Raw genomic sequence first — 15,368 nt, forward strand, 5'->3', positions numbered from 1 at the left:
GCCGGTACCAGTCCGGCGTCTGGAGCCATGACCACGGTTCCCGAAGCCGGACTGACCGTCGGGATCGCATCGAAGTGAGATCGGTATGAGGGATCGGATGAGAGTGGACGCGGAAGACGTGAAGTACTTCCACATCGTGGCCGAGGCCAAGTCTGTAGTCCGCGCCAGCCAGGAGCTGGGGGTTGACTACACAACCGTCAGTCGCCGGATCGGTCGGCTGGAGAAAGCGCTCGGCACTCGACTCTTCAGCCGAAGTGGGACCGGGTGGAAATTGACACCCACAGGCGAAGGTCTCCTGCCGGCTGCGCGCATGGTCTCCCTCGGTGTCGATGTGTTCGCGGACGGCGACCCGATCGTGTCCGGCCCGGAGGAATGGACCATCCTGGCCCCGGACGGGTTCGCGGCGACAGTCCTGGCACCGCGCTGCGGTCGCCTGATCGCCGAGAGCGGGGTCATCCTGCGTATCGTGACGGCGGACTCCCTGGCGAGCCGTGACGGCGTGTCCTTCGACGCGGCGGTGGTCCGCACCAAGCCCACGTCTCCCCGCGTCACGATCCAGGAACTCGTCACCTACGAGATCGGGCTCTACGCTACCGAGGAGTACCTGCGCGAACACGCCGAGATCAGGCGGATCGAGGACCTGCAACAGCACGTCCTGTGCTGGTACGCAGAGGACCCTCTCGCAGCGGTGCCCGACTTTGCGGCTCTCAGACCGATGCTGCCCAATATCATCCGATTGCAGTCCAACAATCTCCTGGTACACGAGGAAGCCGCACTGGCCGGGGTGGGGATTGCCGTCATGCCCTCCTACATTGCACGTCGGCGCCCGTCCCTGGTCCGGGTCCTCCCCGAGGAGGTCACGTACTCAGGGCATTACTGGACGGTTCTGCCGGCCGCGCAGCTGCGCTGGGAAATCACTCGGAAGGTCCTGCGGTTTCTGCGCGAGGCAGTCCGCGACGCCGGTCTCGCCCCTCCCTCGGAAGGGGAGCAACGGTGAACGAGTGAGAAGTAGCCGTCGTCGTGCTCGGCGGAGGCAGTGCTCCCCCCTTCTGTTGGCGGACAACACCTCCGGTGCCGTCGGCAAGCTGATTCAGGAGCATCGCACCCGCCGCTTGCGCTGTGCCTCCCTGGTCGGCCTGCAGTCCACCCTCCCCCAGGTCACGGGATGCGCGGGGCGATGCCCGCCACGTCCGTCGCGACAGCAGGTGGCCCGAGAGCCCAGTGGTTGTCGCAGCGCTCGAACACCCTGTGCCACCGTGAGTTCCCGATTGAGCAGGCCTGGCTACGGACAGACGTTCACCACGACCGGCTACGCACGTGAGGAGCTGCCGCTGGTGCAACGGTTCGCCGACGTCTTCGCGCAGCGCCGTACGGGTCGCGCGTGGGCAGCGTGGGCACACACGACTGCGAGCGTCGCGCGCTTGACGAGCGCGTCGTATCGGACGCAGCCAAGGCAGCAGCGGCGATCGCGTCGACGTCGAGGAGCCCACACTTATCCTCACTCTTGCCTCCGCAGGTCGGGGAGGAAATCGTCTGCCGGCTCCGCGCCGGCATCGACTGGCGGCGCACCACATCGCCCGGCCGCACCGTGCGTAGGATGCACGCTATGACGTCGGCCGACCCTGATCTCGCCGACCACCGGGTCCTGGCCGACGCGCTGACCGCTGAGCGGCCACTGTATGCGCTGGTCACCGCGCTGCACGGGCTCTCGGCCGCGCCGGTGGCCGTGATCGACCTACGCGGTGGGGTGTTGGTCAGCGTGCCGGCGCGGGCCGAGTGGTCGGCCGAAGAACTGGTCGCTGCCTCGCCCCCGTCCGGGGACCTGGTGGCCGGATGCATGCTCCGGCCGGTGGAGTTGGAGGGCGAGCCGGTCGCTGTGCTGTGCGCGCGGGGACAGGACATCCCACCGGCGCTGCTCTCGTTCGCCGCGACGCTGGCCGGCATCGAGCTGTCCCGCCGACACGCTGTCTTGAGCGGGCGACGGGAGCTGCTCGGCCAGGTACTCGAGGACGTCATCGCCGGTCAGTCCAGTGAGCAGGAGGCTGCGCGGCGGCTCGGCGAGCACGGCTTGGACGCCGGCAAGGCGCATGAGGTAGTCGTCGGGTCCGTGGCTTGTCCGCCTCGGCGACTCCGTTCCTACCCGTGGAACTTGCACACCCTGCTGAGTCAGCACCAGGACCCGCACCTGCGGGCGATCGTGCACGACCGCGTCGTCCTGGTCGTCCCGGAGGGTGCCGGACTGTTCGTGGCCAAACTGTGCCACGAGCACCTCACCAGCCTGGGGCCGGACGCCCGCGTAGGGGTGAGCAAGGCGCGCGTCGGCGTGCGCGGTCTTCGGCTGGGCTATTTCGAGGCGCGCAACGCCTTGGCCGAGGGCCACGGTGTGCACGTGCACCGGATCCAGGACCTGGCCACGGCCCTCCTGATCGCCAGCATCGAGGCCGGGATGCCGCTACGCGATCTAGCGGCCGAGGCACTGGCTCCACTCCTCGAGTACGACCGGAAGAACGGCACCTCACTCGTGACCACACTCCGCTGTTACCTGGCCGAGGACTGCGCACCGGCAGCCACGGCGACGGCACTGTTCGTGCACCGCAACACCTTACGCAACCGGCTGCGACTGATCGAGGAGCTCACCGGGCGCGACATCGACTCGCCTAGCAGTCGCACACACTTCTGGCTCGCCACGACCGGCTGGGAACTGGGCTCCGCCACCGATCTGTCGTCGCTGCTCGACGGGCGAGGTCCACAGTGACCGGCGGCGCCCGGGTCGCCCTCGACACGGTCCTCTTCGTGGGCGGCGACGCACCGGCCAGCCACGCGTTCTACACCCTCGCCATGAACCACGAAACGGCCGGAGAGGGCTCAGGACAACGAATCTCGTTCGTGCCGGCCGGTGACGTTCCCACACCACCGTCCGGGTGTTGGGTGCCCTGCTTCGGCACCGACGACATGACCGCCACCGGCCGCCGAGCGCTCGACCTCGGCGCCCGGCCGGCCGGCACCGTGCCTGTCGACGGCCGACACCAACCCGTGTACTCCGCGCCCGACGGGGCACTGTTCGGACTGACCGACACCGGCCCGCGACCGCCCAGTCAGCGACTGGGGGACGTTGCCTTCGTCGATTTGTACACGCCACTGGCCGAAGAGGCAGCAACCTACTACGCCGAGGCGCTGTCCTGTCAGGTGATCGACGAGCCCGCACCCGGCCCGGGCAACTACCGCCTGCTGGTGTCCGCGGACCGACCACTGGCCGGCGTGGTCGACATGTTGGACGTCCTGCCCTCTGCCGTTCCGCCGCACTGGATCCCCTTCCTACGAGTCCTCGACCTGGAAGCGGAGGTCGCCCGTCTGAGCGACCTCGGCGCCCGGGTCCGGGTGCCGGCCACCGAATCAGCGATGGGCCCCTTCGCCGTGCTCGCCGATCCATTCGGGGTCACCTTCGGAATACAGACGCCGGCCTCCGACGACCTCCTCACGCAGTACGCCTCAATCTGGACGTAAGTGCGAGCGTGAGTGTGGGCGTGCACAGTAGGCGCTCTTCGAACTGTGCACGGGCATATGTTGAAGGGCTGAATTAGTGATTAAGTTCATTGTCACTTGATCCAGCACTCCCCCACGATGGAGACGACGCCATGACGACCGCCCTCCCGCCCGCACCCCTCACCCCTGCTGCACTGGACTCCGTGCTCCAGGAACAACTCTCAGATGCACGCACGCTTCCGGCGGATGCCTACCTCTCGCCCGAGGTCCTCGATTGGGAGCGTAAGCACCTACTGGAGGCCGCGTGGGTCTGCGTGGGGCGCAGCAGTGATGTCGGCAGGCCCGGTGACCAGCGCGCCGTCCGGGTCGGGACCCAAGGAATCCTGCTGACCCGCGATGCTGCCGGCACACTCCACGCCTTCTACAACGCGTGCCGGCACCGGGGGCACGAGCTGGTGGCGGTGGACTCGTGCACCAACAAGAGGGCGGTGCGCTGCCCCTACCACTCGTGGGTCTACGAACTCGACGGCGAGCTCCGCTCCGCGACGCAGTTCACCGGCACGGAAAACTTCACCAAAGAGGAATGGCCGCTTGTCGGATTGCGCGCAGTCGAGTGGTTCGGCTGGATCTTCGTCAACGCCTCCGACGATGCCCCCGACTTCAGTGAGTGGGTCGGCAATCTGACCGATGTCGTCGCCCCCTGGGATCCCACGGACATGGTCGTCGGCGAGTCTCACAGCTACACGCTCCAGACCAATTGGAAATTGGTGATCGAGAACTACCTCGAGTGCTACCACTGCCCCTCGATCCACCCGGAGCTCTGCCGGGTCAGCCCGCCGGAGACAGCGATGGGCCTGCGGCACACCGGCATGTGGCTGGGCGGACCGTTGGAGTTGCGCGAGAATGTGGAAACCATGAGCCTCGACGGCCGCAGCGGAGGCGAGCGTATCGCCGGGATCAGCGACGAGCAGGCCCGTCGGACGATCTACTTCATGCTCGCGCCCAATCTGCTGCTCACCCTGCAACCGGACTACGTGATGACCCACCGTTTGGTGCCTCTGTCTGCCGGGGAGACGTTCGTGGAGTGCTCCTGGCTGTTTCCCCGCCACGTGGCCGAGCGCACGGGTTTCGACCCCTCGTTCGCCGCGGGGTTCTGGGACATCACCAACCGCCAGGACTTCGCCGCCTGCGAGTCCGTGTACCAGGGCCTGCTGAGCAACGGGTACCGGCCCGGGCCCTTCGACGCGCGCGAGGACGGCGTCCGCGCCTTCCAGGCCCAGCTCGCCTCCGCCTATCTCACCGGGCGCTGGGACATCGCACAAACCATCACTTTCGGCGGCCCTGATGACCAGTGACCCCGAGTTTTCGCTCGAGGTCACCGCCGTCGCCTCTCTGGCAGCGGGTGTGCGGCAGGTGCGCTTGGAGCGCCGCGACCGCACCTCGCTGCCCGGTTGGGAGCCCGGAGCACACATCGACTTGCTGCTGCCGAACGGGTTGGTGCGCCAGTACTCGCTCTGCGGTGTCCCCCGGGACGACGCGGCCTACGAGGTCGCGGTGCTGCGCGCGCCGCAGAGCCGAGGTGGCTCCGAGCACGTGCACACACAACTGCGCGTCGGCGACGTGGTCCCCGTGCGGGGGCCACGGAACAACTTCACCTTCACTGCCCGGCACCGGGCTCTGTTCATCGCCGGCGGAATCGGAATCACGCCGATTCTCGCGATGATCAGACAGGCCGAGCAGGACGGCAGCGAGTGGAATCTCCACTACGGCGGGCGGACCCGCGACTCGATGGCCTTCGCCAGCGAGCTACAGCGCTACGGAGACCGGGTGCAGCTGGTCCCGGAGGACGAGCTCGGCTTTCTGGACCTGCCCGCGCTGCTGGGGACACCTCGGCCCGACACCGAGGTCTATTGCTGCGGCCCCACCGGCCTGCTCGACGCCGTGCAGCGGTTGTGCAAGTCGTGGCCCTCGGGGTCACTGCACCTGGAGAGGTTCTCCGGCGCAATCACCGACGGGCCGACGGACGCGTTCACCGTCGTCGCCGAACGCAGCGGCGTGGTCTGCTCCGTGGCGCCGGGCCAGTCGATCGTTGACGCGCTGGCCGACGTCGGCGTCGTCGTCCCGACGTCCTGCGGAGAGGGCCTGTGCGGCACCTGCGAGACGAAGGTGCTCGACGGGGTGCCCGACCACCGCGACCTTCTCCTCGGCGACGACGAGCGGGAGGCAGGCACTTCGATGCTGATCTGCGTGTCCCGCGCCATCGGCCCACGACTGGTCCTCGACCTGTAGCACCGAGGGCGGGGTGGCCGGCTACCCGGCCATCCCCTCGGGCTGCCACCCACGTGGTGGCGCGCATGCCGATCGGTGTCGCGTACGCAATCCGGGCCAACGCCGGCACGCTGAAGGTGGGTTGCAGTCGAAGCGGTGTTCCTTGGGCAGGCCGGAAGAGCATCTGCCTCGACGTGCAACGACCGGCGGGCGTGGCCGCGCGAGATGTCGCGCGGCCACGCCTGACACCCGTATATCAGGACTGGAAGAACGGAGACGACGTGACCGAAGACGAACACGAACTCGCCGTGCTCGACTTCGCGGTCAAGTGGGCACCTTTCGGAGGCGGAGACGAACACATCCTGCCCGAGTTCGGCGTCTTCCCCACGGAGTTCTACCAGCGACTGCGGCGTCTCCTCCGCCACCCCGGGGTGAACGAGAGCGTCCGACGCCGCCTCGACGAGTTGTGCACCCTCAAACTCGCGCCGATATTGCACCCGGACCGACTGGGGCTCGCTCACCGTAAACCCCATGAGTCCGCCAACAGGTGGAGCTCCCCGACGGGCAGCCACTTGATGCCCGCACGGGACACTGGCCTTGACGGAACCGGCCTGTAGATCCGGGGTGGTCGTTTCTGTGGTGCGGTCGTCGCCGCCGACCTGGCGTCCGGTTCACGAAGGGCCCGGGACTGCGGGGAACCGATGAGCGCGTGGCCCCAGACCGGCACCGGTAAGCCCGGCTGAATTACTTTGTAGAGCCTGATATCTCGAATCCGTCGAAAGCCGGGAGAGCGCATTCCTTCCTGGCGGGACGCAGTCGCGGAGTCCGGGCTCATTCCATAATTGCCCGACCCGAAATCGCGGTTGTCCTCCGGTTGGGGGACAACGCATTCATCCCCCAGATGGCCCGGCTGGCGGACAGACGTCTGAGCTGTGATGGGTCATTGTTGGTCAGACGCCGGAAACACTCCGACGCAATCCCGCCAGGACCCCTGGACGCATCGCGGCTCACCCCGAAGGGGCACCAACGCGATACCCAACCGTCCCTACCTTCTGCAGCAGCCGACCAAAGGAGCACCGTGGAGAACACCCGGAAGTTTTACATCGACGGCGAGTGGGTCGACCCGATCGGCACCGACACGCTCGACGTCGTCAACCCTGCGACGGAGCAAACCGTCGCCACCATCGCGCTGGGCGACGAGAAAGACGTCGACCGCGCCGTCACCGCCGCCCGCCGAGCCTTCGATGATTTTGGGTCGACGACACGTGCTGACCGGATTGCGTTACTGGATCGGATAATCGAGGTTTACGGGCGGCGAATGGGCGACCTTGCGTCGACGATCACCCAGGAAATGGGCGCACCGACTTCACTGGCCACGACCGCTCAGGCACCGTCCGGCTTGGTGCATCTCACCGCGGCCGTCGATGCGCTCCGCGCGTTCGAATTCGACGAGAAGATCGGTACGACAACGGTCGTGCATGAGCCGGTCGGCGTGTGTGCATTCATCACACCCTGGAACTGGCCTGTCAATCAGATCGCCGCGAAGGTCGCACCGGCGCTGGCCGCCGGCTGCACGATGGTGTTGAAGCCGTCCGAGATCGCGCCACTCAATGCGATCATCTTCGCGGAGATACTTCATGAAGCGGGTGTCCCTACCGGAGTATTCAACCTCGTTCAGGGTGACGGACCTACCGTCGGAGCCGCACTGTCGATGCACCCCGACATCGACATGGTGTCGTTCACCGGATCTACACGCGCCGGCGTCGAGGTCGCTCAGAACGCTGCGAGAACGGTCAAACGCGTCGCGCAGGAGCTCGGCGGCAAGTCGGCGAACATCGTGTTGGAAGACGCGGACTTCGAAGAAGTCATTACCCGAGACGTATTAGGTGTGGTGGTCAATTCGGGCCAGTCCTGCAACGCGGGCTCGCGCATTCTGGTTCCGTCGAACCGCATGGACGAAGCGATCACGATCGCGAAGACCGCCGCCGCGTCGATCGTGGTCGGACAACCCGAGTCCGAGGAAACGACCGCGGGTCCGCTGGTGTCACAGGCACAGTTCGACAAAGTTCAGCGTCTGATTCAGACCGGCATCGATGAGGGCGGCACGCTCGTCGCTGGTGGAGTCGGTCGTCCAGCGGGCCTGTCCACCGGCTATTTCGTGCGGCCCACCGTCTTTGCGGACGTGACGAACGATATGACCATCGCGCGAGAGGAGATCTTCGGCCCCGTCATGATGCTGATCGGCTACGAGGACGAGGCCGACGCAATCCGCATCGCGAACGACACCGCGTATGGGCTGTCCGGGATGGTCTCGTCGAGCGACCCGGAGCGCGCGCGGAAGGTCGCCCGACAGCTCCGGACGGGAATGGTTCATCTCAATGGTGCTCCGCTGGCCTTCGATGCGCCGTTCGGCGGCTACAAACAGTCAGGCAACGGCCGGGAGTTCGGCAAATTCGGTCTGATGGAGTACCTCGAGGCCAAGGCGATCTTCGGCGACAACGAGGACTGATCTACCCGGTGGGAGTTCTCGTTGTGCAGATGGATGCTCGGCGCCTCTGGTTCTGCCCCGACGCCTGCCGGCGTTGCGTGTGAGCGCGGCGGTTTCGGGCCGGCCAGGCGTCGTACAACCAGATTCGGCCGTGAACAGCCTCCGACTACGGGGTCTTCGACACGGAGACAAGAAGAGACGGGAGACTGATCGTGAATGCGATCATGTGGATGGGCGTGGCCGGGATAGTCGGCACGGCCCTCTCACCGTGGATCACCGAGCGCTTGCGCAGCAAGAATGCGCGCCGAGACCAGCTCGTGAAGCTGCGGCTCGCGATCTACGCCGACCTACTCAGAGCGACAGCGCGCCTCGCGACAACCGCAACGGCATCGGCTACATCGCACCCGAATGACGCGGAAATGATAGGCGGTGACGACTTCGATTCCCTGCTCAGCCACGCGCAGGTCGTGGCCAGCGATGACGTCTACCGACGACTCAACGAGCTGTCGCAGCTCACGGAAACGTTCAATCAGCACCTTGTGAAGGCCGAGTCACGCCCGGTCTTTCCCCATCGGCAACACCTGCACGATGGCGCAGTGAACGACCCGTTGCGCCTGCAGCATCGGAGAGCACTGGCCGATATCGCGGGCGGTGTCGCGGTGGCTCACGGGAGAGTCCAGGATGCGATCCGCCACGAGATGAACCGGTGACGGCGCTTCATACCATTGGATAAAGAACTAAACAGTTCCCTGGATGGCATCGGCTACGGGGAGTCCGCGTGGCCTCCTGTCGCCTACGAGCAGCATCCCGGGTCAGCACAGCCGGCGACTACGGCTCTCGGCGCGAGCGTCGCCTCACTGCCGGCGCCCACCGTGCGGCGGTACCGGCGTTCATCTCGGACCGGACCATCTCGCTGAGCGGCGAGATACATGCTCAGCAGGTTGGTGTAGATGCCCTGCTCGATCGCATCGCGCAGCAGGTAGTCCTTGATCGCGTCCGCATCGAGCACCCGCCATCCCTGCCCGGCGAGGTGCCGGCGGTCGATGCTCGACGACTTACCCAGCGGACATCGATGGCCCAGCAGATTGACGGCAGGGCTGTCCGCCGGGTACCAGACACGATGCAACCGTGACGAAGGTGTCCATTCCCCGAGGATCTCGCGTCCGGGGTCCTGGGCAAGATCGAGTGCCACAAACAACGGCTGGGCGAGCGGCCACACTTCTACGGACCCCTAACCACCGCGCAAAAGACTCACCGGAACCGGCCCACAACGCCGCACCGGGGCCCCAGACACCGCCCGCCGCTCGCAACGAATCCCCGTGAACACCTTGGAGCCCCCACCTCGACGACGCACTCGCACATCTCCCGCCACCGTCTTCATTTGGTGCGGTGGATGATGCTGGTGAGCGTCAAGGATGAAGTGGTGCCCGCAGGATGGGGCTCGGGTCGGTGGGGGTGCTGATGCCCAGTGCGGCGGCGTCGGACATCGGTAGTCCGACGGCGAGCTGCATGGACATCTTCTTCTCGCCGCCGGCGATGAAACTGCCGGCGGCCATTCGACTCCCGTCCGGTCGTTCGAGCCACACCGCGTAGCGCTGGCCCTGCGGTAGACCGGTGACATCGAGGGCGACGCTGGTGCCCCAGTTACGGTTCTCCACATTGGCCGAGGCGTGGACACCGGCAGGTTGAGTGGTGAACGCGACCGGCCGAGCGTTCGTCGACGTCGACTGCTGGGAGGTGACGACGAGAACTGCCCCCAGTGCGACGATCAACACCGCCGCGGCCGAGGCGACGAGCCGGGCTGTTCTGCCGACGCGCCGCCGCCGTCGTTCGTGGTCGACGGCGGTGAAGACGGCGGTACGCAGCGAGGAGGGCGGCCCGGCCGGCTTGTCGGTGACCCGATCCGGGTCGGCCAAGCGCAGGGCCCCGGCGACCCCGCGCAATTCGCGCAGTTCGGTGCGGCACTGCCGGCAGCCGTCGAGGTGCGCCTGCAGGGCGACCGCCGAAGCGGGGTCGAGCCGATCCAGGGCGTGCATGCCGAGGAGGCTGCGCATGTGCCGGCACTGATCAGCAGTCACCGTGCCACCCCATTTCTTCGAGGACGAGCTTAAGGGCCTTGAGGCCGTAGTAGACACGGCTGCGGACGGTGCCCTCGGGGATCCCGAGCTGCGCAGCAACCTCGGCGGCAGGCCGGTCGCGGAGGTGCACCTCGATCAGCACGTGCCGATGCTGTTCGGACAACCGACGTAGCGCCTCCTCCACCTGCAGCTCGACCACCAATTCTTCAAGGGGCTGGGAGGTACCGGGGGTATCGGCCGGCTCGGTGCCCGCCAGCACCGGTCGACTCGCCCGGGCGCGGCTGATGTCGATGATGATGTTGCGGCAGATCGAGAACAGCCAGGTCCGCAGCGACGCCGTATCTGATTGGTAGCTCTGCGCTGCCCGCCACGCCCGCAGGAACGTCTCCTGCACGGCTTCCTCGGCGCCGCCCGCATCACCCAGAGATCGATGCGCGAACCGGAACAGCTCGCCGGCGTGGTCCTCGTAGGCCGCACGCAGCACCGCTTCGTCGCCGAGTCCCCCGGCCTGCCTGCGTTGCAGGATCAGTCGCACGCCGTCACCTCCGAATAGCTACTGTCCCATCGCGTCGATCGCCGACCGGTCCTTACCCGGGTATACGGATCTGCCCGGCGAATCCTTCACCGCAATCCCGCAAGATAGCCGTGATCTGAATCACAGCCAGTCATCTGAATGCCTGACGCCTCCCGATCCGTATCCCCGTGCAGATGTGGCTCGCACAACGGCAATCACGAACGGAACGAGGCAGCGCATGAAGAAACGAACGCTACTGGCACAAGGCATCGGGATCGGCGCCGCACTGGTGGTGCTGTCCGCATGCGGCAACGACAACGGCGACACGCAGCACGCACCGCAGGCCGGCGCGGCACCGCAAACGTCGACCGCACAGGCCTCGACCACCCCAGCCGGTGGCGGCGCCGTGCAGCTCGGCACGCAGGAGACCGCGCTCGGCACCGTCGTGACCGACCCCGCCGGATACACGCTGTACTGGTTCACCGAGGACACCCCGGACACCTCCGCGTGTGTCGGTCAGTGCACCACCGTGTGGCCGCCCACCCTCGGCGCGCCCCATACCGGCGGACGGGCGGAACTAACGGGTGCGCTCGGCACCCTCACCCGCCCGGACGACGGAGCCCAGCAGGCGGTCTACGACGGCCATCCCCTGCACCGGTTCGCCAAGGACACCGCGCCCGGCCAAACCAACGGCGACGGCGTCAAGGGGCAATGGCACGTCATGCCGGCGTCCCCGGCACCGGTTCCGCCCTCCACGTCCGGGCAATAGGCACCACACCGCCCACGGGATCGGACACTCGAGTGAAGGACCGATGTGAGTACGCATCTCAACAACAGCCGACCGGACGTGAGCGCGGTGCCCAACCACATCGCCGGGCCGGCGAGGAGCACCGACCGATGAACGAGGACACCGAACCGGCGACACCCCCGACGAGGTCGGCGGTCAGCCGACGCGGCGTCCTGCTCGGGCTGGCCGCGGTCGGGGGGATCGCCGCGGCGGACGTCGGCGGGTTCCTCTACGCGGGAGGCTGGTTGACCCCCGATGTGTTGACCCCGTCGCGACTGACCGACCGGTTCGAGCAGGTGTACGGCAGGCACGACGGATTCCGGCGCAACCACGCCAAAGGACTCAGTGCCACCGGGCATTTCATCAGCAACGGGGCTGGGACCGCGGTGTCCACCGCCGCCGTCTTCCAGCCCGGCCGGATTCCAGTCACCGGCCGGTTCTCACTCTCGGGTGGCCTGCCCGACGCCGCCGACGCAAACGCCACCGTCCGCGGGCTGGGATTGGCTTTTACGTTGCCGAACGGGGAACAGTGGCGCACCGCGATGATCAACATCCCGGTCTTCCTCGACAACACCCCGGAAGGCTTCTACCAACGACTGCTCGCCTCCACACCGGTTGCGGGCACCGGGAAACCCGATCCGGAGAAGATGGCCGCATTCCTGGCCCGGCATCCCGAGACCACTGCAGCGATGCAGATCGTCCGACAGCATCCACCCACCTCCGGCTTCGGCGACAGCACCTTCCATGGGCTCAACGCGTTCAGCTTCACCAACGCCGCCGGGGTCACCGTTGCGGTGCGCTGGACGCTCGTGCCCGAACAACCGGTCCAGCCCCCACATCCAGGGCAGCCACCGGACCGGAACTACCTCTTCGACGCACTGACCCGCACTCTCGCCGGCACTCCCCTGCGGTGGCGACTGGTCCTCACCATCGGCGAACCCGGCGACCCGACCCACGACGCAACCCTGCCCTGGCCCGAGAATCGGCGCACCCTCGACGTCGGCACGGTCACGATCGACTCGGTGCAAACCGAAGAGCCGGGCAACGCCCGGGATATCAACTTCGACCCGCTCATTCTGCCGGCGGGCATCACCCCTTCGGACGATCCGCTGCTCAGCGCACGGTCAGCGGTCTATGCCCGATCCTTCACTCGCCGAACCAGCGAACCCACCCAGCCCAGTGCAGTCACCGTCGAGAAGGGGCTTTCATGAGCGAGAAGACGATCGACCGTCCCACCCGGTTCGCCCTTCCCTCCCGGCTGCTGCACTGGACCATGGCGCCCCTGGTCATAGCCCAACTCGTCATCGGCGTCGCCATGGTGGCTTCGTTGACCGGTTACGACCTGCTGCGGGCCATCCACCGGCCGCTGGGAATCGTCATCCTCATTTTCGTGGTGATCCGTATCGGGAACCGCCTGCTGCACCGCCCACCACGATTTCCGTCCACCATGCGACCGCTCGAACGCCGGGTGGCGAAAGGCTCGGAATACCTGCTCTACGCGCTGCTGCTCGTGCAGCCGGTGATCGGATGGGCCATGCTTTCGGCCGCAGGCTCCCCGATCGTGCTCTACAGATCGCTGCACCTACCAGCGATCGCCCCGCACGACACCAGCGTGTACGCACTCCTGCGACAGTCCCACACGATCCTCGCGTACCTGCTGTTCCTGACCTTCACCGCCCACCTGTGCGCAGTCATGTTCCACACCCTCGTGCTCGGCGACCGAACACTCGACCGGATGACCCTGCAGCCGATCCGCGGGACTACCCCGGTGGCGGAGCCAACCGACAATCACACCTCGACACCGGCTGACGCCACAACGACTACGCTCCATCGACCCCTGAACTAGCCCCCTGAACTAAAGGGTGGTGTGGGGGCCTCCGACATCGCGAGCACCCGTCGACACCAGCCTCGGCTCGAAGCTGCCGCCGCAGCCGCCGGCAGTGTCCGGTGGCCGTAGCCGAACTACGGGGGCGGTACCTTCCTCGACGACCTTGTGAGCACCGTAACGTCGAGTGTCGCCAATTGCCGTCACAGAACACTTCCCGCGAGAACGTTCACCGCGACCACGACGAGAACGCCCACCGTCATGCCCGCGTACACCCAATCGAGCCGTCGGGCGAAGTGGTTGACGGCCAGGATCAGTCCGGCGACGGGTAGTGCCGTGAAGAGGAGTAGCCCGCAGGTGATCGCGGCGGCGGTCCACCGATTGGGCGCCGTGAACGCTGCCATCATCCCGAATGCCGTTACAGCCGTGGCGATCGCGGTTCCCCACCGCCAAAGGCGCGCGAGCCGCGAATGCAAGGACCGATCCTCGCCTTCTGCACGCATCAGTGCACCCGACCGACCATACCGAAGGCGGCGAGGCCCATCGGGATTGCAACCATGACAAGAACCGCAAAGAACACCGCCCGCGTGATGGGTTCGCTCGAACCAGTATCTTTGCGCCGAGGACAGATCCTGCGACAGAACCGACAACGACCGGTGCCGCGAAGCCGAGGTCGACGTCGCCGCGAATCAGTGATCGACTCACCCGAGCGTTACGCGTTCAAAATCTTGTTCAGGTTGCGCGGTGACATCGCGTTCCCCCGTCTGACCCCGCGGAGCGCGACGATCAGCATGACATTATCGGTTGCTTCGGCTCAGCGTTCACGCTCAATCAGGTAGCGGTGATGATCGCGATCGGCGGGGCGATCGGCACCGGCCTGTTCTACGGCTCCGGTGGTGCGATCGCGCAGGCTGGACCCGCGTTGATCCTGTCCTACCTCGTCGCGGGCCTGGTCATCTTCGTGATCATGCGGGCACTGGGCGAGTTGCTGACGTACCGGCCGGTGTCCGGCAGCTTCGCCGAATACGCCCACGACTTCCTCGGCCGGTTCGCCTGGACATACTGGGCGGTGTGGGTGAGCACCTGCATGGCCGAGATCACCGTCGCCGGCAAGTACTAGGTACTGCTAGGACTTTCATGCCGGTGGGTGTGCGCAGGAGTTGATTGCAGCGAAGAATTCGCCGGTGAAGCTGCCGCCGCCGTGACCGGCATCCTCGACGACGGCGAGCCGACTTCCCTCCCACCGACGAGACAGCTCCAACGCAGTGTCGAGAGGACCGGACACGTCGGACCGGCCGTGCACGAGCACCGCCGGAACCCCGGCCAGCACACTCATTTGCCTCGCGGAGCTGGTTCTGTGCGAGGAAGTGGTCGTTGCCCCACTAGTGAGTGACCAGGCGTGCGAACACCATCCGGAACGTGGAATCCCGATAGCGGGGCTGCGGTGCCCATCCCGGGACCAGGGAAACATGGGTGTCCTCCCACTCACGCCATCGCAACGCAGCGTTTTCGCGAACGGCGGAGTCGGGGTGCGCGAGCAGGCGGGCGTACGCGGCCGCCAGGTTCCCGTCACGTTCCGCGGCAGGGACCGGTTCGACGAACCGCTCCCACAGGTATGCGCCGCCGCCGTTGCTCCGGCAGGCCTGCTCATAGGCGGCCAGATGGGCAAGCTTGTCGGCGGCGGCGCTGAAGGCGTGTCGTGACTGCGGGCCGCCGGCGCGGGGATACGAAGGATCCATCCGGCCATGGTCCTCGACCGGAACCATGCTGGAAATCGTCATCGTCGGGTTGATCCGCATCTCGCCCTTCAGGCGGGGTTGCTGTGAACCGCTGGACTCAACTCACCCTAATGGGAGCTACCGGGTCCAGTCAGTAGGGCAGACTCGGTGCTGTAGCCCCGGCAGGTGAGCACTTACTTACCCTGA

The 15,368-nt window shown here is 66.6% G+C and carries 15 protein-coding genes and 2 pseudogenes; 12 read left to right on the forward strand and 5 right to left on the reverse strand.

Features of this window, described 5'->3' with window-relative positions; all coding sequences use genetic code 11:
- The first annotated feature begins 97 nt into the window (after window positions 1-97).
- The 8 genes from ACFVJ3_RS42375 (at window position 98) to ACFVJ3_RS42410 (ending at window position 8,949) form a co-directional block, all read left to right on the forward strand.
- Window positions 98-997: a LysR family transcriptional regulator gene (locus tag ACFVJ3_RS42375; RefSeq protein ID WP_378457754.1), complete on the forward strand. Its 900-nt coding sequence runs from the start codon at window positions 98-100 to the stop codon at window positions 995-997.
- Between the two features lie 609 nt (window positions 998-1,606).
- Entirely contained in the window at window positions 1,607-2,755 is a 1,149-nt protein-coding gene (locus ACFVJ3_RS42380) for a PucR family transcriptional regulator (protein ID WP_378457755.1), read from the forward strand.
- Window positions 2,752-3,504, forward strand: a complete 753-nt coding sequence (locus tag ACFVJ3_RS42385) for a VOC family protein (protein ID WP_378457756.1) — start codon at window positions 2,752-2,754, stop codon at window positions 3,502-3,504. Before ACFVJ3_RS42380 ends, ACFVJ3_RS42385 begins: the two co-directional genes overlap by 4 nt.
- A gap of 131 nt (window positions 3,505-3,635) precedes the next feature.
- Window positions 3,636-4,838 carry an aromatic ring-hydroxylating dioxygenase subunit alpha gene (locus ACFVJ3_RS42390; protein WP_378457757.1) on the forward strand — a complete coding sequence of 401 codons (1,203 nt, stop codon included), beginning with the start codon at window positions 3,636-3,638 and terminating at the stop codon, window positions 4,836-4,838.
- On the forward strand, window positions 4,828-5,772 hold the full coding sequence (locus tag ACFVJ3_RS42395) for a PDR/VanB family oxidoreductase (RefSeq protein ID WP_378457758.1): 945 nt from the start codon (window positions 4,828-4,830) through the stop codon (window positions 5,770-5,772). Before ACFVJ3_RS42390 ends, ACFVJ3_RS42395 begins: the two co-directional genes overlap by 11 nt.
- A 65-nt stretch (window positions 5,773-5,837) precedes the next feature.
- Window positions 5,838-6,368, forward strand: coding sequence for a hypothetical protein (locus tag ACFVJ3_RS42400; RefSeq protein WP_378457759.1), 531 nt, complete (start codon window positions 5,838-5,840; stop codon window positions 6,366-6,368).
- Between the two features lie 461 nt (window positions 6,369-6,829).
- A complete protein-coding gene (locus ACFVJ3_RS42405; protein ID WP_378457760.1) occupies window positions 6,830-8,260 on the forward strand; it encodes an aldehyde dehydrogenase family protein in 1,431 nt (476 codons plus the stop codon).
- Between the two features lie 191 nt (window positions 8,261-8,451).
- On the forward strand, window positions 8,452-8,949 hold the full coding sequence (locus ACFVJ3_RS42410; protein WP_378457761.1) for a hypothetical protein: 498 nt from the start codon (window positions 8,452-8,454) through the stop codon (window positions 8,947-8,949).
- Between the two features lie 83 nt (window positions 8,950-9,032).
- On the opposite strand, the gene ACFVJ3_RS42415 is transcribed toward ACFVJ3_RS42410, so the two are convergent.
- The 3 genes from ACFVJ3_RS42415 to ACFVJ3_RS42425 form a co-directional block, all read right to left on the reverse strand.
- Window positions 9,033-9,431 carry a hypothetical protein gene (locus ACFVJ3_RS42415; protein WP_378457762.1) on the reverse strand — a complete coding sequence of 133 codons (399 nt, stop codon included), beginning with the start codon at window positions 9,429-9,431 and terminating at the stop codon, window positions 9,033-9,035.
- Between the two features lie 217 nt (window positions 9,432-9,648).
- Window positions 9,649-10,317 carry an anti-sigma factor domain-containing protein gene (locus ACFVJ3_RS42420; RefSeq protein ID WP_378457763.1) on the reverse strand — a complete coding sequence of 223 codons (669 nt, stop codon included), beginning with the start codon at window positions 10,315-10,317 and terminating at the stop codon, window positions 9,649-9,651.
- Window positions 10,307-10,852, reverse strand: a complete 546-nt coding sequence (locus tag ACFVJ3_RS42425) for a sigma-70 family RNA polymerase sigma factor (RefSeq protein ID WP_378457764.1) — start codon at window positions 10,850-10,852, stop codon at window positions 10,307-10,309. Before ACFVJ3_RS42425 ends, ACFVJ3_RS42420 begins: the two co-directional genes overlap by 11 nt.
- 217 nt (window positions 10,853-11,069) lie before the next feature.
- On the opposite strand from ACFVJ3_RS42425, the gene ACFVJ3_RS42430 reads away from it, so the two are divergent.
- From ACFVJ3_RS42430 to ACFVJ3_RS42440, 3 genes are all read left to right on the forward strand, one after another.
- Window positions 11,070-11,600, forward strand: a complete 531-nt coding sequence (locus ACFVJ3_RS42430; RefSeq protein WP_378457765.1) for a hypothetical protein — start codon at window positions 11,070-11,072, stop codon at window positions 11,598-11,600.
- Window positions 11,601-11,728: 128 nt separating this feature from the next.
- Window positions 11,729-12,829, forward strand: a complete 1,101-nt coding sequence (locus ACFVJ3_RS42435) for a catalase family peroxidase (RefSeq protein ID WP_378457766.1) — start codon at window positions 11,729-11,731, stop codon at window positions 12,827-12,829.
- The gene (locus tag ACFVJ3_RS42440; protein ID WP_378457767.1) at window positions 12,826-13,464 is read left to right on the forward strand and encodes a cytochrome b; all 639 of its coding nucleotides are present in this window, start codon (window positions 12,826-12,828) and stop codon (window positions 13,462-13,464) included. Before ACFVJ3_RS42435 ends, ACFVJ3_RS42440 begins: the two co-directional genes overlap by 4 nt.
- A 182-nt stretch (window positions 13,465-13,646) precedes the next feature.
- Here the strand turns inward: ACFVJ3_RS42440 and ACFVJ3_RS42445 are convergent, their stop codons facing one another.
- On the reverse strand, window positions 13,647-13,919 hold the full coding sequence (locus ACFVJ3_RS42445) for a DUF1634 domain-containing protein (RefSeq protein WP_378457768.1): 273 nt from the start codon (window positions 13,917-13,919) through the stop codon (window positions 13,647-13,649).
- A gap of 368 nt (window positions 13,920-14,287) precedes the next feature.
- Here ACFVJ3_RS42445 and proY point away from each other — a divergent pair.
- A pseudogene (proY, locus tag ACFVJ3_RS42450) lies at window positions 14,288-14,560 on the forward strand (proline-specific permease ProY); the annotation flags it as partial.
- 18 nt (window positions 14,561-14,578) lie between these two features.
- On the opposite strand, the pseudogene ACFVJ3_RS42455 reads toward proY, so the two are convergent.
- Window positions 14,579-15,053 (reverse strand): annotated as a pseudogene (locus tag ACFVJ3_RS42455) (prolyl aminopeptidase); the annotation flags it as partial.
- Window positions 15,054-15,368: the final 315 nt, after the last annotated feature.

It is taken from the genome of Rhodococcus sp. NPDC127593 (genome assembly GCF_042671975.1).
Lineage (GTDB): Bacteria > Actinomycetota > Actinomycetes > Mycobacteriales > Mycobacteriaceae > Rhodococcus_F.

Coding starts and splice junctions, on each gene's coding strand:
- ACFVJ3_RS42380 (WP_378457755.1), top strand. CDS start 1,607: ATGACGTCGGCCGACCCTGATCTCGCCGACCACCGGGTCCTGGCCGAC.
- ACFVJ3_RS42400 (WP_378457759.1), top strand. CDS start 5,838: ATGCCGATCGGTGTCGCGTACGCAATCCGGGCCAACGCCGGCACGCTG.
- ACFVJ3_RS42390 (WP_378457757.1), top strand. CDS start 3,636: ATGACGACCGCCCTCCCGCCCGCACCCCTCACCCCTGCTGCACTGGAC.
- ACFVJ3_RS42430 (WP_378457765.1), top strand. CDS start 11,070: ATGAAGAAACGAACGCTACTGGCACAAGGCATCGGGATCGGCGCCGCA.
- ACFVJ3_RS42435 (WP_378457766.1), top strand. CDS start 11,729: ATGAACGAGGACACCGAACCGGCGACACCCCCGACGAGGTCGGCGGTC.
- ACFVJ3_RS42375 (WP_378457754.1), top strand. CDS start 98: ATGAGAGTGGACGCGGAAGACGTGAAGTACTTCCACATCGTGGCCGAG.
- ACFVJ3_RS42395 (WP_378457758.1), top strand. CDS start 4,828: ATGACCAGTGACCCCGAGTTTTCGCTCGAGGTCACCGCCGTCGCCTCT.
- ACFVJ3_RS42440 (WP_378457767.1), top strand. CDS start 12,826: ATGAGCGAGAAGACGATCGACCGTCCCACCCGGTTCGCCCTTCCCTCC.